18 protein-coding genes are annotated in these 19,600 nt (G+C 73.3%); 9 read left to right on the forward strand and 9 right to left on the reverse strand.

All coding sequences use genetic code 11. From position 1 onward, the window contains the following. Positions 1–79: 79 nt before the first annotated feature. From ACIPXB_RS13100 to ACIPXB_RS13135, 8 genes are all read right to left on the reverse strand, one after another. Positions 80–1,447: a hypothetical protein gene (locus ACIPXB_RS13100; protein WP_401448373.1), complete on the reverse strand. Its 1,368-nt coding sequence runs from the start codon at positions 1,445–1,447 to the stop codon at positions 80–82. A gap of 173 nt (positions 1,448–1,620) precedes the next feature. Beyond that, positions 1,621–2,613, reverse strand: coding sequence for an N-acetylglucosamine kinase (locus ACIPXB_RS13105; RefSeq protein WP_401448375.1), 993 nt, complete (start codon positions 2,611–2,613; stop codon positions 1,621–1,623). Next, positions 2,604–3,869: a 6-phospho-beta-glucosidase gene (locus ACIPXB_RS13110; RefSeq protein WP_401448908.1), complete on the reverse strand. Its 1,266-nt coding sequence runs from the start codon at positions 3,867–3,869 to the stop codon at positions 2,604–2,606. The genes ACIPXB_RS13105 and ACIPXB_RS13110 overlap by 10 nt, the downstream gene beginning before the upstream one ends. Before the next feature lie 5 nt (positions 3,870–3,874). Further along, positions 3,875–4,786, reverse strand: coding sequence for a carbohydrate ABC transporter permease (locus tag ACIPXB_RS13115; RefSeq protein WP_401448377.1), 912 nt, complete (start codon positions 4,784–4,786; stop codon positions 3,875–3,877). Next, positions 4,783–5,736, reverse strand: a complete 954-nt coding sequence (locus ACIPXB_RS13120) for a carbohydrate ABC transporter permease (RefSeq protein WP_401448379.1) — start codon at positions 5,734–5,736, stop codon at positions 4,783–4,785. The genes ACIPXB_RS13115 and ACIPXB_RS13120 overlap by 4 nt, the downstream gene beginning before the upstream one ends. A 7-nt stretch (positions 5,737–5,743) precedes the next feature. After that, positions 5,744–7,078 carry an ABC transporter substrate-binding protein gene (locus ACIPXB_RS13125; protein WP_401448381.1) on the reverse strand — a complete coding sequence of 445 codons (1,335 nt, stop codon included), beginning with the start codon at positions 7,076–7,078 and terminating at the stop codon, positions 5,744–5,746. 159 nt (positions 7,079–7,237) lie between these two features. Then, positions 7,238–8,467 (reverse strand): ROK family transcriptional regulator, encoded by a 1,230-nt coding sequence (locus ACIPXB_RS13130; protein ID WP_401448382.1) that lies wholly within the window; start codon positions 8,465–8,467, stop codon positions 7,238–7,240. A 146-nt stretch (positions 8,468–8,613) separates the two neighbouring features. Next, positions 8,614–9,705, reverse strand: coding sequence for a mechanosensitive ion channel family protein (locus tag ACIPXB_RS13135; protein WP_401448384.1), 1,092 nt, complete (start codon positions 9,703–9,705; stop codon positions 8,614–8,616). A gap of 270 nt (positions 9,706–9,975) precedes the next feature. Between ACIPXB_RS13135 and ACIPXB_RS13140 the strand changes: the two genes are divergently transcribed. From ACIPXB_RS13140 to ACIPXB_RS13155, 4 genes are all read left to right on the forward strand, one after another. Beyond that, positions 9,976–10,521, forward strand: coding sequence for an HNH endonuclease (locus ACIPXB_RS13140; RefSeq protein WP_401448386.1), 546 nt, complete (start codon positions 9,976–9,978; stop codon positions 10,519–10,521). Between the two features lie 164 nt (positions 10,522–10,685). Then, positions 10,686–10,865: a hypothetical protein gene (locus ACIPXB_RS13145; RefSeq protein WP_401448388.1), complete on the forward strand. Its 180-nt coding sequence runs from the start codon at positions 10,686–10,688 to the stop codon at positions 10,863–10,865. A gap of 13 nt (positions 10,866–10,878) precedes the next feature. Further along, entirely contained in the window at positions 10,879–12,825 is a 1,947-nt protein-coding gene (malQ, locus tag ACIPXB_RS13150) for a 4-alpha-glucanotransferase (RefSeq protein WP_401448391.1), read from the forward strand. Between the two features lie 20 nt (positions 12,826–12,845). After that, entirely contained in the window at positions 12,846–13,082 is a 237-nt protein-coding gene (locus ACIPXB_RS13155) for a hypothetical protein (RefSeq protein WP_401448393.1), read from the forward strand. Positions 13,083–13,162: 80 nt separating this feature from the next. Here the strand turns inward: ACIPXB_RS13155 and ACIPXB_RS13160 are convergent, their stop codons facing one another. Then, entirely contained in the window at positions 13,163–13,669 is a 507-nt protein-coding gene (locus ACIPXB_RS13160; RefSeq protein ID WP_401448396.1) for a MarR family winged helix-turn-helix transcriptional regulator, read from the reverse strand. Between the two features lie 223 nt (positions 13,670–13,892). On the opposite strand from ACIPXB_RS13160, the gene ACIPXB_RS13165 reads away from it, so the two are divergent. The 5 genes from ACIPXB_RS13165 to ACIPXB_RS13185 all read left to right on the forward strand — a co-directional run. Then, positions 13,893–14,825 (forward strand): EamA family transporter, encoded by a 933-nt coding sequence (locus ACIPXB_RS13165; RefSeq protein ID WP_401448399.1) that lies wholly within the window; start codon positions 13,893–13,895, stop codon positions 14,823–14,825. Between the two features lie 38 nt (positions 14,826–14,863). Next, a complete protein-coding gene (locus ACIPXB_RS13170) occupies positions 14,864–15,811 on the forward strand; it encodes a DMT family transporter (protein WP_401448401.1) in 948 nt (315 codons plus the stop codon). Between the two features lie 10 nt (positions 15,812–15,821). Further along, on the forward strand, positions 15,822–16,709 hold the full coding sequence (locus ACIPXB_RS13175; protein ID WP_401448404.1) for a LysR family transcriptional regulator: 888 nt from the start codon (positions 15,822–15,824) through the stop codon (positions 16,707–16,709). Positions 16,710–16,837: 128 nt separating this feature from the next. After that, the gene (locus ACIPXB_RS13180; protein WP_401448407.1) at positions 16,838–17,290 is read left to right on the forward strand and encodes a hypothetical protein; all 453 of its coding nucleotides are present in this window, start codon (positions 16,838–16,840) and stop codon (positions 17,288–17,290) included. Positions 17,291–17,325: 35 nt separating this feature from the next. Further along, positions 17,326–19,600 (forward strand): tetratricopeptide repeat protein (locus ACIPXB_RS13185; protein WP_401448409.1); only part of this gene is annotated, 2,275 nt, incomplete at its 3' end.

The raw sequence follows: 19,600 nt of genomic DNA on the forward strand, positions 1-19,600 counted from the left end.
CCGGTTCCCGGACCGCCGGTCCCGGGAGCCGCCGCCGGTGTCCGGCCCACGTTTCGCCGCCCGCGCACGCGCATCCGCCTCACCTGTATTCCGAAAGCCTGCGACCGATGCCCAGGACGGCCGCCGTCGCGCCCGCCAGGGCCAGCACCGCCGCACCCGTCATCAGCCCGCCGAGCGCGCCCAGTCCGGCCTCGGCGGCGCGGGTGAACTCCCGCTGCTCGTGTTCCACCGCCTGCGCCAGCGAGGCGTCCACCACGTCGAAGGAGGCGCCGCTGCTGTCCTTGCCGCCGATCACCTGGGGCAGCGCCAGCTCGTAGTCGCCCCGCAGGTCGGTCTCGCGGGCCGCCGCGTGCCGTTCCTTCCACTGCGCGACGCCCTCCGCCGCCCGGGTGACCGGGCCGCGCCCCGCGTCGTCGTCGGCCAGCTCCAGCGCCGCCGCCAGCCCCGCGTCCAGCGCCTTGACGTTCGTGGTGAAGTCCACGTCGTACTTGTCGGACTTGTTGTCCTCGGCCAGCACCGCGCCCCGCGCGATCAGCGTCAGGTTCTCGCTGGCCCGTGCCTGGAGCGCCGCGATCCGGGCGTCGCCCAGCACCTTCAGCGACTCCTGCCCGTCGGAGCGGGCCTCGCCCAGCCCCGCCCGGGCCACCCCGTGCCCCACGGCCAGCCACAGCAGCACCACCACGGTGGCGGCCGTCGCGGCCACCAGCCCCTGGTTGAACACCCGGTTGGTACGCCGGTACTCGCGCCGCTGCGCCCACACCAGGCCCGCGATCGCCAGCACGCCGGCCGCGAGCGAGGCCGACGGCCAGGCGCGGGCCTCGTCGTGGTCCCGGTGGAGCCGGCCGGTCTCGGTCTCGTACAGCCGCTGCGCCGCCGGCAGCAGCAGGGTGGTCATCTGCTCGTTGGCGTACCGCAGATAGGCGCCGCCCAGCGGCAGCCCCTGCCGGTTGGTGGCGCGGGCCTGCTCGACCAGCCCCGTGTAGCGGGGCAGCTGCTCGCCGAGCAGGGCGATCTCACGCCGGGACTCCTCGTCGGCCCGCGTGCCGGCCGCGGCCTCCACCAGCAGCCGCGAGGCGGTCGCGATGTCCTCCTCGTAGCGCTCGCGTATCTCCCGCGGCTCCTGGCCGCTGGTGAGGAAGCCGCTGGAGGCCGCCGTGTCCGCGTCCGCCAGGGAACGGTAGATGCCCGCCGCGACCGCGCTCAGCGGCTGGCTGCGCCCGACCACGTCCCGCGCGGCACTCGACCGGGCGGAGACCTCCGCGACCGTCACCGCGCCGAACAGCAGCACCAGGACGGCCAGCACGGCGCCGATGATCCGCAGCCGCCCGGGCTCGGTCGTGGCGGCAGCCCGCAGCCGCTCGACGCCTTCCCGGAAGGCCGTGCCCCGCCGGGGCGGCGGCACGGCGGCCCCGCCTCCGGGCGCGGGCGCGCGCGTCGTGATGGCCACCGTGACCTCCCCCTCGGTCGTCGACTGTCCCCCAGCGCAGCAGTATGGCCGCAACGACGGTCCTCCACAGCACCCGGCCCCGGATCTTGCGCATCCGACGTCGGCCGCCCCTTCACCGTCAATACGTCCTGACGACCCTCACGGTTCCAGACCCGCCGTACGCGCGGTCCCGATCACCCGAAATGAGCACGGAGTTTCGCGTACGTCTCCCGGGGCGCGCCCAGCGCGTCCAGCCCGAGCAGGGCCGCGCCCAGCACGGGCGGCGCGGTCACCACCGACACCCGGGCGTGCGGGGCGCGTTCGGCCAGCCCCGCCTCGATGCGGCCGTTGAGCAGCGGGTTCCCGGCCGCCAGCACCCCGCCGCCGAGCACGACGGGCGCCTCCTGCTCCAGCAGGTCCAGCCGGGCCAGGGCCACCGCCGCCAGCGCCACCACCTCGTCTGCCTGCCGTTCCACGACCGAGCGGGCCGCCGGGTCGCCGGCCGCGGCGACCTCGAAGAGCACCGGCACCATCTCGTGGGTGCGCCGGTACTCGATGGTGCCCAGGTGCAGCGCCTCGATGAGCTCGTACACCGAACCCAGCCCGAAGTGCGCCGGCAGCGCCTCCCGCAGCCCGGTCGGACCGCCCCGGCCGTCCTCGGCCCGCGCCGCCCGGAACATCGCCTCCGCCGCGAGCCCCGCCCCGCCGCCCCAGTCGCCGGAGATCTGCCCCAGCGCCGGGAACCGCGCGGTGCGCCCGTCCGGCAGCATCCCCACGCAGTTGATGCCCGCGCCGCAGACCACCGCGACACCGCGCGGCTCGTCCACCCCGGCGCGCAGGATCGCGAAGGTGTCGTTGCGGACCTCGGTGGCCGCGCCCCAGCCGCGCGCACGGAGCGCGTCGGCCAGCCGCCGTTCCTCGACCGGCAGGTCGGCGTTGGCCAGGCACGCGGCGACCTGGTCGGCGTACGGGGCGCCGGGGGCCGGCCGGGGCAGACCCGCGGCCCGGGCCGCCTCCGCCACGGCCTGCCCGATGATGTCCACGGCCGCGGACACGCCCACCCGCGGCGGCTGGAAGCCGCCCGAGCGGCCGGTGCCGAGGATCGTGCCGTCGGCGTCGACCAGCGCCACGTCCGTCTTGCTGTTGCCCGCGTCGACCGCGAGCACGGCGGGCCGCCTCACGCCCATGCCAGGTGCTCCTTGTTGTGCGCCAGCAGCCGGTCGGTGAGCCCCTCGGCCCGGTCGAACTGGCCGACCAGCGGGTGCGCGAGCAGCGCGGCGGCCACCCGGTCGCGCCCGCCGCGCAGCGCCGCGTCCAGGGCGAGGTCCTCGTACGCGCTGACGTGCGCGACCAGGCCGGCGTACAGCGGGTCCAGCCGCGGTACCGGCAGCGGCACCGGGCCGGCGGCGGTCACGCGGGCGGGGACCTCGACGACCGCGTCGTCCGCGAGGAACGGCAGGGTCCCGTTGTTGAGGGTGTTGACGACCTGTACCGGTGACCCGCCGTCGCCCAGCAGGGCCGCCGTCAGGTCCACGGCCGCCTCCGAGTAGAAGGCGCCGCCGCGCTTGGCCAGCAGCTCCGGCTTCTCGTCCAGCTGCGGGTCGCCGTACATGCGGAGCAGTTCCCGCTCCATCGCGGCGACCTCGGCGGCCCGCGAGGGCTTCGTCGCCAGTTCGCGCACCACCTCGTCGTGCGCGTAGAAGTAGCGCAGGTAGTACGAGGGGACGACGCCGAGGCGGTCCAGTACGGCCCGCGGCAGGCCCAGGTCGGCGGCGAGCGCCTCGCCGTGCGCGGCCAGCAGCTCCGGCAGCAGGTCGGGGCCGTCCGGGCCGCCGCGGCGTACGCCCAGCTCCCACGTCAGATGGTTGAGCCCGACGTGGTCCAGGTGCAGCTCGCCCGGCGCCAGGTCCAGCAGCGCCGCGAACTTCCGCTGGAATCCGATCGCCACGTTGCACAGGCCGACCGCCTTGTGACCGGCCCGCAGCAGGGCCCGGGTGACGATCCCGACCGGGTTGGTGAAGTCGACGATCCACGCGTCGGGGCTGGAGCGCCGTACCCGCTCGGCGATGTCGAGGACCACCGGCACCGTGCGCAGCGCCTTGGCCAGGCCGCCCGCGCCGGTGGTCTCCTGCCCCACGCAGCCGCACTCCAGCGGCCAGGTCTCGTCCTGCTGCCGGGCGGCCTGTCCGCCGACCCGCAGCTGGAGCAGGACCGCGTCGGCGCCGGCCACCCCCGCGTAGAGGTCGGCGGTGGTCGTGACGGTGCCGGGGTGTCCCTGCCGGGCGAAGATCCGCCGGGCCAGGCCGCCGACCAGCTCCAGCCGGTCGGCGGCGGGGTCGATCAGCACCAGTTCGTCGAGCGGCAGGGTCTCGCGCAGCCGGGCGAATCCGTCGACCAGTTCGGGCGTGTAGGTGGAACCGCCGCCCACCACTGCGAGTTTCAACGTCATCAGCCTTTCACTCCGGTCAGGGTGACGCCTTCGACGAACGCCTTCTGGGCGAAGAAGAAGAGGACGATCACCGGCGCCATGACCAGCACGGTGGCGGCCATGGTGAGGTTCCAGTTGGTGTGGTGCGCCCCCTTGAAGGACTCCAGTCCGTAGCTGAGCGTCCAGGCGGCGGGATTGTCGGAGGCGTAGATCTGCGGGCCGAAGTAGTCGTTCCAGAGCGCGAAGAACTGGAAGAGGGCGACGGCGGCGATCGCGGGCCTGGCCATCGGCAGGACCACCCGCAGCAGGGTGCGCACCTCGCCGCAGCCGTCGACCCTGGCCGCGTCCAGGTACTCGTCGGGGATGGTCAGCAGGAACTGGCGCAGCAGGAAGATGGAGAACGCGTCCCCGAACGCCGTCGGGATGATCAGCGGCCACAGGGTGCCCGACAGGTCCAGCTGCTGGGCCCAGAACAGGTACATCGGGATGACCACGACCTGCGGCGGCAGCATCATCATGGCGATCACCAGCAGCAGCGACAGCTTGCGCCCGCGGAAGCGGAACGTGGCGAGCGCGTACGCGACGGGGATCGAGGACACCACGGTCAACAGGGTGCCGAGCCCGGCGTACAGCAGCGTGTTGCGCCACCAGGTCAGGAAGCCGGGCGTGTCCCACACCGTGCCGTAGTTGCCCCACTCCCAGGTGCGCGGCCACAGGTCGCGGGTCAGCGCCTGCTGGTCGCTCATCAGGGAGGTGAGGAAGAGGAAGACGAACGGCAGGATGAAGAAGAGGGCGGCGGCCACGCCCAGGGAGTGCACCGCGATCCAGTGCAGGACCGCCTGCCGCCGGGCGCGGCGGGCGGCTGCCGCCGGGCCGGCCGGGCCGGGGGCCTGCGGACCGCGCGGGGCGGTCCGTTCGATCACCTGGGTCATGCGTGGTCACCTGTCCCCATCAGGCCGCCCCGGCGCCGCATCAGCAGCGCGGTGAAGGCCATGCTCAGCGCGAAGAGGACCAGCGCGACGGCACACGCGGTGCCGTAGTCGAAGCGCTGGAAGCCGGCGTTGTAGACGAGCTGGGGGAGGGTGAGGGTGGACTTGTCCGGGTAGCCCGGCTCGAACTGCTGCCCCGAGCCGCCGATCACACCGGCCGCCACCTTCCCCGCGACCAGCGGCTGCGTGTAGTACTGCATCGCCTGGATCACGCCGGTGACCACCGCGAACAGGATGATCGGCGAGATGTTCGGCAGCGTGATGTGCCGGAACCGCTGCCAGGGCCCGGCCCCGTCCAGCTCGGCCGCCTCGTACTGCTCCTTGGGTACGTCGAGCAGCGCGGCCATGAAGATGACCATCAGGTCGCCGACGCCCCACAGGGCGAGCAGGGTGAGCGCGGGCTTGGACCAGTCGGGGTCCGTGAACCAGCCGGGCGTGGGCAGCCCGACCGCGTCCAGCAGGGTGTTGGCCGGGCCCGTGCCGGGGTTGAGGAGGAAGACGAAGGCGAGGGTCGCGGCCACCGGCGGGGCCAGGTAGGGCACGTAGAACAGGGTCCGGAACAGGCCCGCACCCGTCTTGATCCGCGTGATCAGCAGGCCGATGCCCAGGCCGAACAGCACCCGGCAGCCGGTCATCAGGATGACCAGCCACACGGTGTTGCCCATGGCCGGCCAGAACAGCGGGTACTGGGTGAACAGGTACGTCCAGTTGTCCAGCCCGTTGAAGACGGGCGGGCGGAAGCCGTCGTACTTGGTGAAGGAGAAGTACACGGTGGAGACGAGCGGGTAGGCGAAGAAGACGCTGAACCCGATCAGCCACGGGGACATGAAGGCCGCGGTCCGCAGGGCGGACCGCCGGCGCTTCGTCCGCAGGGGGTGCGGGGAGGTGCTCATCGGGGTGCTACTTCGCCTTCGCGATGTCCGTGTCGATCTGCTGGTCGGTCTTGGCGAGACCGGCCGGGATGTCGGCGACGTCGCCCTTCTCGACCGCGTACGCGAAGTCGGTGAAGGTCAGCTGGTAGGTGCCGCCGTCGGGCTGGGCCGGGGTGGTGCTGGACTTGGGGTGCCGGGCGATGTCCATGAACGTCTTGAACTCGGGCGTCACGTTCAGCTTCGGCGACTCCAGGGCCGCCAGCGTGGAGGGCACGTTGTGGATGCCGTTGGCGAAGGCCACCACCGCCTCGGTGTCGGTGGTCATGTACTTCACCAGCTCCCAGGCCGCGTTCTGCTTCTTGCTGCCCGAGGCGATGCCCATGATGGTGCCGGAGACGTAGCCCTTGCCGTAGTCGGCCGCCTGGTCGTCCGGGACGGGCAGCGGCGCGGTGCGGATCTCGAAGCCGACCCCGGCCTCCTTGGCCATGTTCACCCGCCACTCGCCGTCGATCTGCATGGCGACCTGGCCCTTGTGGAAGGGGTGCTCGGCGCTCCACTCGTCACCGAAGCCGGCCCGGAACCTCTCCAGCTTCTCGTAGCCGCCGAGCTTGGCCACCAGGTCCTTCTGCGCCGTCAGCATCTTCGCGAAGGCCGGGTCCTTGGCCAGGTTGGACTTGCCGTCGGGGCCGAAGTACGTCGGGCTCCACTGCGCGGCCAGCCGCATGGGGGTGGTCTCGTAGCCGTGGAAGGTGGGCATCAGGCCGACCTGGTCGTAGGAGTCGCCGTTGGGCTTGGTCAGCTTCTGCGCGACCTCGGTGAACTGGCTCCAGGTGCGGGGTGGCTCGGTGATGCCGGCCGCCTTGAAGGCGTCGTTGTTGTAGACCAGCCCGTACGCGTCGTTGAGCAGCGGCAGCGTGCACTGGTTGCCGTTGAACTGGGTGTAGTCCAGCAGCGTCTTCGGGAAGACCTTGGTCTTGTCGATCTGCGACGTCTTCAGGAAGGGGTTCAGGTCGATGAAGGCGCCCGAGTTGCAGAACTTGCCCACGCTGTCGGTGGTGAAGGAGGAGACCACGTCCGGCGCCTTGTCGCCGCCCGCGCGCAGCGCCTGGTTGATCTTCTCGTCGGTCATGTTGCCGGTGACGTCGACCTTGATGTTCGGGTGCGCCGCCCGGAACCGGTCGATGTTCGCCTCGATTGCCTCGACCTCGCTCGGAGCCGACCAGCCGTGCCAGAAGTTGAGCGTGACGTCGGCCTTCGGATCGTCGGCGGCCTCGTTCCCGCTCTGACCGGTACAGGCGCTCATGAGCAGGGATATCGCGGTCAGCAGGGTCGCGGCGGTGGTGAGGCGGCGGGCTCTGGGCATGACGGTGTCTCGCTTCCGTGCGGGAGGACTTCCTGGCAGGCGGTGCGGACGTGCGGGACGTGCGGGACGTGCGGGACGTGCGGGACGTGCGGGACGTGCGGGACGTGCGGGACGTGCGGGGGTGGGGCTTCGGTGGCGCTCGGGTGGTGCGGGGGTGGTTCAGCGGGAGGTGTCGAAGACCTCGTCGCGGGTGGCGGCCAGCGCGCTCTCCAGCGCGCCGCGCAGTACGGGCCGCTCGCACACCTCGCCCGTGACCAGGCGGGGCCGCGAAGGGGCCAGTTCGGCGAGCTCGGCCTCCACGAGGCGGCGCAGGGGTTCGCCGCCCGCCGCGATCAGGGCGCCGGACAGCACCACGATCTCCGGGTCCAGTACGGCGACCAGCGAGGCCAGACCGGTGGCCAGCCCGGTGGCGTACGCCTGGAGGAACGCCAGGTGCGCCCCCTCGGGGTCGGCGGCGGCCGAGGCCAGCAGCGCCACGCCGGCGGCGACCTGCGCCCCGTACGCGATGGCGGCCCCGGCCTCCGGGGCAGGCGGCAGGCCGACCCCGTACTCGGCGGCCAGCCTCGGCAGCACCTGGACGCCGGCCAGCTCCTGGTAGCCGCCGCTGTTGGCCCGGGTGACCTGCCGGACCAGCGGGTGGCCGGGCACCGGGAGGTAGCCGACCTCGCCCGCGCCGCCGGTCCAGCCGCGGTGCAGCCGCCCGCCGAGCACCAGGGCCGCGCCCAGGCCCTCCTCGTTCCACAGCAGGACGAAGTCCTGGTGGCCGCGGGCGGCACCGAGGCGCTGCTCGGCGACCGCGGCGAGGTTGACGTCGTTCTCGTACTCGACCGGCATCGGCAGGGCCGCCGCCAGCTCGCTGAGCAGGGTGGGGGAGTGCCAGCCGGGCAGGTGGCTCGCGTAGCGCAGCTGCCCGGTGTGCGGGTCGAAGGCGCCGGGGGTGGCGATGACCAGGCGGTGGATGTCGGAGCGCTGCAGCCCGGCGTCCTTGACGGCCTCCCCGAGGGCCTGGGTGACCTGTTCGACGACCGGGACGCGGGATCCGGCGGTGCGCAGCTCGAAGCCGCCGACGCGGTCGCCGGCGAGGTCGGCGACGGCGGCCAGGATCCGCTCCGGGGTGACGTCGAGGCCGGCGACGTAGGCGGCGCGGGCGTTGAGCGCGTACAGCTGGGCGTTGGGGCCGGGGCGGCCTCCGGCGGTGCCGGTGGCGACGACCAGTCCGGCGGCCTCCAGCCGGGCGAGCAGCTGGGAGGCGGTGGGCTTGGACAGGCCGGTCAGGCGGCCGATCCGGGTCCGTGACAGCGGGCCGTGCGCCAGCAGCAGTTCCAGCGCGGCCCGGTCGTTCATGGCGCGCAGGAGGCTGGGTGTTCCGGGGGTGGTGCCGGCGGGCATGTCGGTCGTGTCTCCCTCAGGAATCCCTCGGTGAGGTGAACTGTTAGGTAAGTTTCCTATCGTGTTTTGAGGCGTGTCAATGGGTGTGTCCATGCCGCTGCCCCCGCGAAAAGGGACGCGGGGGCAGCGGCGCGGTGCGGATCCGGCTATTTGGTGATCTTGGGGCCGACGGGCGCGGCCTGCGGCGGGATCGGGGTGGTCGCCAGCGACTGCGGCGAGGCCGGGTTGGCCAGCGCCGACGGCGCGGCCACGGCCGCCGCCGGGTCGGCGGCGGGCGCCTCGTCGTCCGCCTCCGGCAGGCCGCCGACGATCTTGATGCCGGCCGAGTCGAACGCCTCCTTGATGCGCCAGCGCAGCTCGCGCTCCACGCCGAACTGCTTGCCGGGCATCGTCTTCGCCGACACCTTCACGGTCATCGAGGCCAGCAGCACCTCGTCCAGGCCGAGCACCTCGACCGGGCCCCACAGGCGCTCGTTCCACGGCTCGTCCTTGGCGAACGCCTCGGCGACCTCCTGGATCACCTCGCGGATCCGGTGCAGGTCCTCGGACGGCCGGACCTGGACGTCGACCATGGCGGTCGCCCAGCCCTGGCTGAGGTTGCCGATCCGCTTGATCTCGCCGTTGCGGACGTACCAGATCTCACCGTTGTCGCCGCGCAGCTTCGTCACGCGCAGCCCGACCTCGATCACCTCGCCGGAGGCCACACCCGCGTCGATCTTGTCGCCGACGCCGTACTGGTCCTCCATGATCATGAAGACGCCGGAGAGGAAGTCGGTGACCAGGTTGCGGGCGCCGAAGCCGATCGCCACACCGGCCACACCGGCGCTCGCCAGCAGCGGGGCCAGATCGATCTTCAGCGCGGCGAGCACCATCAGCGCGGCCGTGCCCATGATCAGGAACGATGTCACCGACCGCAGGACCGAACCGATGGCCTCCGAGCGCTGGCGGCGCCGCTCGGCGTTGACCAGCAGCCCGCCCAGGGCCGTGCCCTCGACGGCCTCGGCGCTGGTGTTCATACGGTTTATCAGCTTGGTCAGGGCCTTGCGGACCACCGAGCGCAGCGCCAGCGCGATCACGATGATCAGCAGGATGCGCAGGCCGATGCTCAGCCAGGTGGCCCAGTTCTCCTCGATGAAGCTCGCGGCGTTGGTGACGCTCTCCTGAGCCTCCTTGACCGTGGCGGATGTGTCCGGAACGTCGGCTGCCAGGGGCAGCGCAGCGGCGGCGGGCCAGGGCACGACGGGAAACCTCCAGGTGTAGCGGCCTGCCCGGAAGCGGGGTGCACGGGCAGGCCTTCCACACTAACGGGGCATTCCCCGTACCCCCTTGCCGGGAGTTCGCGATGTTCGAGGGAGAGACGAGGCTCACCTGGGGATGAACGGGGTGTGGTTGAAAACACCTCCGACCCGTTACGGGCGCGTGGTGGCGCTCCGGCCAGCAGGAAGGAGAGACTGAAGGCAGATCGTCCCGGCGCGAGCCACGCGCCGCCGGCGTACAAGGAGGCATCCGTGCCGCATGTCCTGGTCCTCAACGCGTCGTACGAGCCCCTCGGCGTCGTACCGCTCCGCCGCGCGCTCGTCCTCGTCCTGGAGAACAAGGCCGTCTCCCTGGAAGAATCCGGCGCCTACCTGCACAGCGCGACCAGAGTCGTCCCCGCGCCCAGCGTGGTCAGACTCAAGCGTTTCGTACGGGTCCCCTACCGGGGGCCCGTTCCACTCACCCGGCGCGCCCTGTTCGCGCGTGACGGCGGCCGCTGCATGTACTGCGGCGGTGTCGCCACCAGCGTCGACCACGTCATCCCGCGCAGCCGGGGCGGTCAGCACGTGTGGGACAACGTCGTCGCGGCGTGCCGGCGCTGCAACCACGTCAAGGCCGACCGGCACCTGGTCGACCTCGGCTGGCGGCTGCGGCACCAGCCGGCGCCGCCCTCGGGCCTGGCCTGGCGGATCATCGGCACCGGTCACCGGGATCCGCGCTGGATGCCGTACCTCCAGCCGTACGGTGCGGACGACGCCCTCGCCCGCATCACGGCACCGGCCGTCGTGGCCTCCTGACGCCGGGCGGCCCCGGACGCCGGCGAGCGCCTGCCGCGCCGCCGGCGTTCGAGGCGTGCGGGAGCGGCGGTGGAGCCCCGGCAGGTTGTTGCCGCGGCAGGCGTGTGCGGCCCGCCCGTGGGTAAGGCTGCGGTGTCCGCCGCACCCCCCGCCAGGAGGCGTCCGTGCCCGCCACCGCCCGTGTCAGAGCGCTCGCCGTGCCCCGCCAGGTCCGGGGCCCGCTCACGAGTGAGCCCCCGCTTGCCGATACCGCTCATGCGCCGCTGACCAGCGAGCCGCCGCTCACCGACGAGGCACCGTTGACGAGCGAGCCCACCACGCCCGCCGCCGCTGCGGGCGACTAGACAGGGGATGCCGATGGACCTGGCCCGGCTCGCCGGCCTGCATGGCGTTGCCACCTCCTACCAGCCCTCCCGGGACGTCACCGTCCAGGTGCCCGAACGCACGGTCCACGCCGTGCTCCGGGCCCTCGGGGCCGACGCCGGAGAGCCCGGCACGCCGCCGCGGCTGCTGCCGCCGACGGTCGTGCAGTGGGCCGGCGGCCCCGCCCCGGCCGCCCTCACGGCGCCGGACCTGACCGTACGGGTACGGCTGGAGGGCGGCGGAGAGGTGCCGTGGCGGGAGGAACTCCCGCTGGGCGTCCACCGGGCCCACGCCACCGCGCCGGACGGCCGGACGGCCACCGCCACCCTCATCGTGGCCCCCGAGCGCGCCCCAGCCGTGCCCGGCCGGGCGCTCGGGCTGCTCGTCCAGCTCTACTCGCTGCTGTCGGAGCGTTCCTGGGGCATGGGCGACCTCGGCGACCTCGCCGAGCTGGCCGACTGGGCCGGGCGCACCCACGGCGCCGGCTTCGTGCAGATCAACCCGCTGCACACCGCCGTACCCGGGACGCCCACCGACCCTTCCCCGTACCGGCCCTCCTCGCGGCGCTTCCCGGACCCGGTCTACCTGCGCGTCGAGGACGTCCCCGAGTACGCCCGCTGCGGCGCGCGCCAGGCCCTGGCGGCGCTGGCGGACGAGGGGGCGCGGCTGCGGACCGAGGTCCTGGACAAGGGCGCCCACATCGACCGCGACGCGGTCTGGGCCGTCAAGCGCTCCGCACTGGAACTGCTGTACGCCGTCCCCCGCGAGCCCGCCCGCGAGGCCGCCTACGCCGCCTACCGCGCCGCCGCCGGCCCCGACCTCGACGCCCACGCCGCCTGGTGCGCCCGCGCCGAAGGGGCCGGCGAGGACCGGGCCGACTTCCACCGCTGGCTCGCCTGGCTGACCGACGCTCAGCTGACCGCCGCCCAGCGGGCCGCCAAGGACGCCGGGATGAGCGTCGGGATCGTCCACGACCTCGCGGTCGGCGTCCATCCGGAGGGCGCCGACGTCTGGGCCGCCCCCGGTCTGTACGCCCCCGGCATGACGGTGGGCGCACCGCCGGACGCCTTCAACGCCCGCGGACAGGACTGGGGGCTGCCGCCCTGGCGCCCGGACACCCTGGCCGCCACCGGCTACGCCCCGTACCGCGCGCTGCTGCGTGCCCTGTTCCGCGGGGCCGGCGCCCTGCGCATCGATCACGTGATGGGGCTGTTCCGGCTCTGGTGGGTGCCCGAGGGCAGCCCGCCCGCCGAGGGCACGTACGTCACCTACGACGGCGAGGCCATGCTCGCCCTGCTGGTGCTGGAGGCGCACCGCGCCCAGGTCGTGGTCATCGGCGAGGACCTCGGCACGGTCGAGCCGCGGGTCCGGCAGGCGCTGGCCCGGCGCGGGGTGCTGGGCACCTCGGTGCTGTGGTTCGAGCGGGACTGGGACGGCGACGGGCGGCCGCTGGAGCCCGCGGCCTGGCGTGCGGACTGCCTGGCCACCGTCACCACCCACGATCTGCCGCCGACCGCCGCCAAGCTGAGCGGCAGCCACGTCGAACTGCGCGACCGGCTGGGCCTGCTGACCCGCCCGGCGGAGCAGGAGAAGGCCGAGGACGCCGCCGACACCGCCGAGTGGCTGGCGGTGCTGGCGGCCCACGGCTTCGCGACGGAGGGCGAGGAGGCCGCCGTCGCCGCGCTGTACGGGTTCCTGGCGCGCACCCCGGCCCGGCTGGTCGGCGTATGGCTGCCGGACGCGGTCGGCGACCGGCGGCCCCAGAACTTGCCCGGGACCTGGGACCAGTACCCCAACTGGCGGCTGCCGCTCGCCGACGCCGCGGGGCGGCCGCTGACCCTGGAGGAGCTGCGGGCGTCGCAGCGGGCGAACGCCCTGCTCGGAGCGGTACGGGAGGGGGCGGGGCCCCGTACGGCACCCCCGGGCGCGCGGTTCGTTTAGGTGTTCGCTACGTTTGCATCGTGGACAAGAAGAACGCTCTGCGCGCCGGCGCCGTCACGGCCGGAACGACGCTGATGATGCTGCTGATGACGTCTCCCGCGCTCGCGGTGACCCCCGACGACGGCGACGACCCGGGCCAGACCCTGAGCATGGCCGCGACCATCGGCCTGTTCGTGATTCTGCCGATCGTGCTGTTCCTGGTCATCGCGGGCCTCGTGATGATCGGCGACAAGTCGCGCAAGCAGCCGCAGGCCTGACGCCGGGCGTACCGGGCGCCGGAGATCCAGGGGATCTCCGGCGCTTTGTCGTGCTCTGATCCGCGTGCCGCGGCGGGGCTTCAGACGGTGGCCATCAGCCGGCGCAGCAGGCCGCCGAGCAGCTCGACCTCCTCGGGCGACCAGTCCGCCAGCGCGGCGCGCTGCACCTCCAGGCCGGCCTCGACCGCCGCGTCCGCGACCTCGAGCCCGCGCTCGGTCAGGACCACCTGAAGGCCCCGCCGGTCGTGCGGATCGGGCTGCCGGTAGAGCAGCCCCGCCTTCTCCAGCTTGTCCAGCCGCCCGGTCATACCGCCCGTGGTGAGCATCAGCGTCGCCGAGAGCTGACGCGGCGACAGCGTGTACGGCTCACCCGAACGGCGCAGCGTGCCGATGACGTCGAACTCGCCGCGCGAGACGCCGTGGCGCCCGTACGCCCGTTCCATCTCGTCCCCCACGGTCCGGGCGATCCGGTAGATGCGGCCGAAGACGGCCATGGGGCCGGTCTCCAGCTCCGGGCGCACCGCGAACCACTGGTCGGTGATCGCGTCGACGGCGTCGCGGCGGCTGTGCGCGGGGGTCTCGCTCATGGACCCCAGTATCCGGTTCCCCCTCGATCGATCGCAAGAAAGTGGCTTGACGGAAAGTAGCTTAGCGATAAGCTACTTGCCAGTGATCTACTTTGATCCGGCGCGCAGCCCGGCCCCGGCCGCCGCTTGAGTGACGGGACCCACGCTTGAAGTTCGCACCGATCGCGCTCGACAACGACCTCAGCCACACCCAACGGCTGGACCCGTCCGGGGAGTTACCGTCATGAACCGCTTCGGCACCGTCGCCCTGACCGCCCTCGCCCCCGTCTCCTGGGGCTCCACCTACTTCGTCGCCACCGAACTCCTGCCGCCCGACCGGCCGTTGTTCACCGGCGTGATGCGGGCCCTGCCCGCCGGACTGCTGCTCACCGCCCTCGCCCGCACCCTGCCCAAGGGCGAGTGGTGGTGGAAGTCCGCCGTCCTCGGCACGCTCAACATCGGCGCCTTCTTCCCCCTGCTCTTCCTCTCCGCCTACCGGCTGCCCGGCGGTGTCGCGGCCGTCCTCGGCGCCGCGGGCCCGCTGTTCGTCGTCGGACTCGCCGCGCTGCTGCTGGGGGAGCGGGCCCGGCTGCGGACCGTGCTCGCCGCCATCGTGGCCGCGCTCGGCGTGAGCATGGTCGTCCTCACCGCGCAGGCCCGCCTCGACCTGGTCGGCGTCATCGCCGGCGTGATCTCCTCCGCCTCCATGGCCTCCGGCACCGTCATGACCAAGCGGTGGGGGCGCCCGGAGGGGGTCGGCCCGCTGGCCGTCACCGGCTGGCAGCTCACCGCCGGCGGGCTGGTCATCATCCCGGTCGCGGCCCTGATCGAGGGCGCGCCGCCGGTGCTCGACGGCCGGGCGTTCCTCGGCTACGGCTACATGATGCTGATCAACACCGGTATCGCGTACTGGCTGTGGTTCCGCGGCATCGGCCGGCTCTCCGCCACCTCCGTCACCCTGCTCGGCCCGCTCTCCCCGCTCACCGCCGCCGTCATCGGCTGGGCCGCGCTCGGCCAGGCGCTCGGACCGGTGCAGATCGCGGGCATGGTCATCGCCTTCGCCGCCACCGTGGTCGGCCAGCTGCCGCCCCGGGCCCCCAAGGAAACGTTCAGTTCTACTGAAGAAACCCATCGGAACATTTCGATGGACCTGACGGATGAGCGGGTGCGACGGTAGGACGGCACAGCCCGCCGACCTCAGAGGAGAGACCCGACGTGCCCGTCCTGGACCGTGTCCGCACCGCCGCGACCGCCGCCGCGACCGCCGCCGCGACCCCGCGGCGCGCCCCCCGGGCGAAGGGGGCGGCCGGGCTCGGCGTCCTCCTCGCCCTGGTCGCGACGGTCGTCTGGTCCGGGAGCTTCGTCGCCACCCGCGGCATGGCCGACTCCGTACCGCCCGTCCAGGCCGTCTTCTGGCGCTGGGTCATCGCCCTGCTCGCCGTCGCCCCCTTCGCCGCCCGCGAGGCCTGGCGCCAGCGGGCGGCGATCCGCCGCCACTTCGGGTACGTCGCCCTGGCCGCCCTGCTCGGCGTCGCCCTCTACAACACCCTGGTCCACCAGGCCGGGCTGACCACCCCCGCCGGCACCATGGGCATGATCATGGCCGCCTCGCCGGTCATCATGGCGGTCTTCGCCCGGGTGGGCGGCGAGAAGCTCGGCGCCCGCCGCACGGTGGGGCTGCTCGTGGCGGCGTCCGGCGTCCTGCTGCTGGTCGGCGACGGCTCGCCCGGCCTCGACTTCGCCGCCGGCGACCTGTGGATGTTCGCCGCGGCCCTGTCCTTCGCCTCGTACAGCGCGCTGCTGCGCCGCAAGCCCGAGGAGATCGGCGGACTCGCCTTCCTCTTCACCACCTTCGTGCTGGGCGCGCTGATGCTGGCCCCCGCGTACGCCGTCTCCGTCACCGTGCAGGGCGGCTTCGAGGCCGACGCCGGCACGGTCGGCCCGCTCCTCTACGTCGGGATCTTCTCGTCCGCCGTCGCCTTCTTCGCCTGGAACAAGGCGATCACCCTGATCGGCGCCGCCCGGGCCGGGGTCGTCTACTACCTGCAACCGGTGTGCGTGGCCGTCCTCGGCTTCCTGCTCCTGGGCGAACCGACCGGCCCCGCGCAGCTGCTGTGCATGGCGCTGATCCTGGGTGGGGTGGCGCTGGGGGCGCGCCGGTAGGTTCGGCCGCATGACGGAGTGGGACATCAAGAAGCTGCGGATCCTGCGGACGCTCGCGGACCGGGGCACGGTCACGGCAACCGCCGAGGCGCTGCACATGACGCCCTCGGCCGTCTCGCAGGCGCTGACCGGCCTGGCCAGGTCGCTGGGCGTGCCGCTCCTGGAACCCCAGGGCCGCCGGGTCCGCCTCACCGACGCCGCCGAACTGGTCCTGCGGCACGCGGAGGCCGTCTTCGCCCAACTGGAGCGGGCGGACGCGGAGCTGTCCGGGTACCGGGCGGGTGAGGCCGGGGAGGTACGGGTCGGCGCCTTCCCGACCGCCATCCCGGCCCTGGTCGTCCCGGCCGTGACGACGTTGCGGGAGTCGTGTCCGGGGGTGTCGATCCGGGTCCGCGAGGCCGAGGCGGCGGAGGCGTACGAGCTGCTGGCCGCCGGTGAGGTGGACCTCGCCCTGACGCTGGCGGCCCACGCCCCGACGGCACGCGACCCGCGCTTCACCCGGACCCCGCTCCTGGTCGACCCCCTGGACGTCGCCCTGCCCCCGGACCACCGGCTGGCGGGGGCGGCCGAGGTCCGCCTGTCCGACCTGGCCTCGGACCCGTGGATCTACGGGGGCTCCGGACCCTGGTCGGAGATCACGCGGACGGCGTGCGAGGCGGCGGGCTTCGTCCCGGAACAGGCCCATACGGCGACCGGCTGGACGGCCATCCTGTCGATGGTGGCGGCCGGTATGGGCGTCGCCCTCGTCCCGCGCATGGCCGCCACCCGGGTCGCCGGGGCGGTGGTCCGCCCCCTGCCCGACGACCGCCCCACGCGCCACGTGATCGCGGCCACCCGCACCGGCGCGGAGTCGGCCCCGGCGGTGGCGCGGGTGTTGGAGGCCCTGGTCGGGCGCTGACCTGGTTCTCCGGCGGTGGGTGGGAACCGGGCGGCGGTGGCCGAGCGTTATCGGATGAAGGCGCTGCGTACCAGCAAGTAGGACGCTACGGTCTCAGACCGAGTGAGCGACGGCAGGAGGGGGACACGATGCTGCCCGAGGCGATGACGGCACTGGCCGCAGCGGGGGGAGCCGCGGTGGTACAGGCGGCGGGAAACGACGCGTGGTACGGGCTGCGCGGTCGGCTGGCGCGGTGGTTCGGCCGGGGCGACGCCGAACGCGAACGCGGGGAGCTGGAACGGCTGGACCGCAGCGCGGCCGACCTGGCCACCGCCGACGACACCGACAGCGGCACGGCCGAGCGGGTCAGGACACGGCAGGAGGCCGTGTGGCAGACCCGTATCGAGGCCGTGCTGGAGGACATGGGCGACGACGAGCAGCGCGCCCGGGCGGCTGCTGAGCTCCGGCACCTGCTGGAGGAAGCTGTGCCGCAGTCCTCTGGTGGGGTTGGCCTGGTGTCCGGGAACACCTTCTCCGGCCCGACCGCCGTCCAGGCCGGCAACCACAACCGGCAGGACGTCCGCTTCGGCCCCCAGGCATGACCGACGCGGCAACGGGCTCGGGTACGGCAGGCGGAGTGCACAACAGCACCTTCCAGGGTCCGACCGCCATGCAGGTCGGGCCCTTCTCGACCCAGCACGTCCAGTTCGTCTACCAGTGGAAGCCCGCCTACCGGATCGAGGACTTCCCCGGCGACGCCCGCCCGGTACGCGCCCGGGTGCTGGCCGAGCAGCCCTCCCGGCTGCTGCGGGCCGCGCATCAGGTGGTGCCCTTCACCGGCCGCCACCACGACCTGGGCGAGCTGGCCCGCTGGCGCGACGCACCGGCGGAGAAGCTCGCCGTCAGGCTGGTCCACGGACCGGGCGGCCAGGGCAAGACCCGCCTGGCCGCCCACTTCGCCAGCATGAGCCGCGAGGCGGGGTGGACCGTCTGGCAGGCCGCCGTCAACGAAACCGGCGCAGACTCCATGGGCACCAGCGAGCCCCCCGAAGCGGGCAACGGAATCCTGCTGGTCGTCGACTACGCCGAACGCTGGCCCACACCCGACCTGCGCAAGCTCCTGCAGGAACCCCTTTGGCACCGCACCGGCCAGCCCGTACGCATCCTGCTGCTCGCCCGCCCGGCCGGAGTCTGGTGGGAGAGCCTGGACACCTGGATCGCCGACACGCTCGACATCCCGGCCGAAGCCCACCCGCTACCACCGCTGGCTGATCACCCGCACGCGCGCGCCGACCTGTTCCACCAGGCCCGGGACCGCTTCGCCGACCACCTCGGGCTGCCGGCAGATCGCGCCGACCGCATCGCCACGCCCCCGGACCTGGACACCGACGAGGACTACGCCCAGGTCCTGACCATCCACATCGCCGCCCTGGCCGCCGTGGACGCCGACCTCCACCACGAGAGCGCCCCCGCCGACCCCGCCCGCGCCTCCGCCTACCTCCTCAAACGCGAACGGGCCCACTGGAACGCCCTGCACCAGCGCCCCTCGCAGCCGCTGACCACCACCCCCGAGGCGATGGGGCGCACGGTCCTGACCGCCACCCTCACCCGCCCCCTGGCACGCCCCCACGGCTGGACAGCCCTCCAGCACGTCGGGCTTGCCGACTCCACGGCGGCCGCCAATACGCTCCTGGACGACCACCGCTACTGCTACCCCGCGCCGGCCCATGCCGTGACGGTGCTGGAACCGCTCTACCCGGACCGCCTCGGCGAAGACTTCCTCGGCCTGTCCACCCCGGCCGGTCCCGACGACACCCGCCACCCGGTGCCCGGGGCCGTCACCGACGACTGGGCCGATCAGGCCGCCCACCGCCTCCTGGCCACCGCCGACCCCAGCGCTCCCGCGCCGTGGACCCGCGACGCGCTGACCGTACTGATCGAAACTGCCCGCCGCTGGCCCCACGTCGCCACCGGCCAGCTCTACCCCCTGCTCAGGAACCGCCCCGAACTCGCCCTGCACGCAGGCGGCACCGCGCTGGCCGCTCTGGCAGGCCTCGACAATCTCGACCTGACCGTTCTGGAAGCCATCGAGCCCCACCTCCCCGCCGACCGGTACACCGACCTCGACGTCGGCATCGCCGCCATCACTGCACGGCTTGCCCACCACCGCCTGGCCACCACCGACGACCCCGCCACACGTGCCGGCATCCACGGGACCCTCGCGATCCGCCAGTACTACGCCGGACTGCGCGACGAAGCCCTCACCTCCGGCCAACACGCTGTGGGAGTCTGGCGCGACCTCACGCGCACTGACCCCACGCATGAACCTGAGCTGGCCGCTGCGCTGGTCAACCTGGGCGCATGGCTGTCGGGGGTGGGGCGGCGGGATGAGGCCCTGACCGCCACTGAGGAGGCGGTGGATGTCTACCGTCGGCTGGCCGCCGGCGGCTCGGCTGCCAACGAGCCCAATCTGGCCGCTGCGCTGTCCAACCTGGGGGCATGGCTGTCGGGGGTGGGGCGGCGGGATGAGGCTCTGACTGCCACTGAGGAGGCGGTGGATGTCTATCGTCGGCTGGCTGCCGGTGAACCGGACACCTACGAAGCCGATCTGGCTGCATCGCTGTCCAATCTGGGCAACCGGCTGTCGGGCGTGGGGCGGCGGGCTGAGGCTCTGACTGCCACGGAGGAGGCGGTGGCGATTCGGCGTCGGCTGACGGCCGGCGACCCGGCCGCCCACGAACCCGACCTCGCTACAGCGCTGTCCAACCTGGGCAACCGGCTGTCGGGGGTGGGGCGGCAGGCTGAAGCTCTGACCGCCGAGCTGGAGGCGGTGGAGATCCGGCGTCGGCTGGTGGCGGGTAATCCGGCCGCCTACGAACCCGACCTCGCTCGTTCGCTGTCCAATCTGGGCA

Source organism: Streptomyces sp. NPDC090022 (assembly GCF_044748145.1).
Taxonomy (GTDB): domain Bacteria; phylum Actinomycetota; class Actinomycetes; order Streptomycetales; family Streptomycetaceae; genus Streptomyces.

Coding starts and splice junctions, on each gene's coding strand:
- ACIPXB_RS13105 (WP_401448375.1), bottom strand. CDS start 2,613: ATGGGCGTGAGGCGGCCCGCCGTGCTCGCGGTCGACGCGGGCAACAGC.
- ACIPXB_RS13115 (WP_401448377.1), bottom strand. CDS start 4,786: ATGACCCAGGTGATCGAACGGACCGCCCCGCGCGGTCCGCAGGCCCCC.
- ACIPXB_RS13120 (WP_401448379.1), bottom strand. CDS start 5,736: ATGAGCACCTCCCCGCACCCCCTGCGGACGAAGCGCCGGCGGTCCGCC.
- ACIPXB_RS13125 (WP_401448381.1), bottom strand. CDS start 7,078: ATGCCCAGAGCCCGCCGCCTCACCACCGCCGCGACCCTGCTGACCGCG.
- ACIPXB_RS13130 (WP_401448382.1), bottom strand. CDS start 8,467: ATGCCCGCCGGCACCACCCCCGGAACACCCAGCCTCCTGCGCGCCATG.
- malQ (WP_401448391.1), top strand. CDS start 10,879: ATGGACCTGGCCCGGCTCGCCGGCCTGCATGGCGTTGCCACCTCCTAC.
- ACIPXB_RS13160 (WP_401448396.1), bottom strand. CDS start 13,669: ATGAGCGAGACCCCCGCGCACAGCCGCCGCGACGCCGTCGACGCGATC.
- ACIPXB_RS13165 (WP_401448399.1), top strand. CDS start 13,893: ATGAACCGCTTCGGCACCGTCGCCCTGACCGCCCTCGCCCCCGTCTCC.
- ACIPXB_RS13175 (WP_401448404.1), top strand. CDS start 15,822: ATGACGGAGTGGGACATCAAGAAGCTGCGGATCCTGCGGACGCTCGCG.
- ACIPXB_RS13180 (WP_401448407.1), top strand. CDS start 16,838: ATGCTGCCCGAGGCGATGACGGCACTGGCCGCAGCGGGGGGAGCCGCG.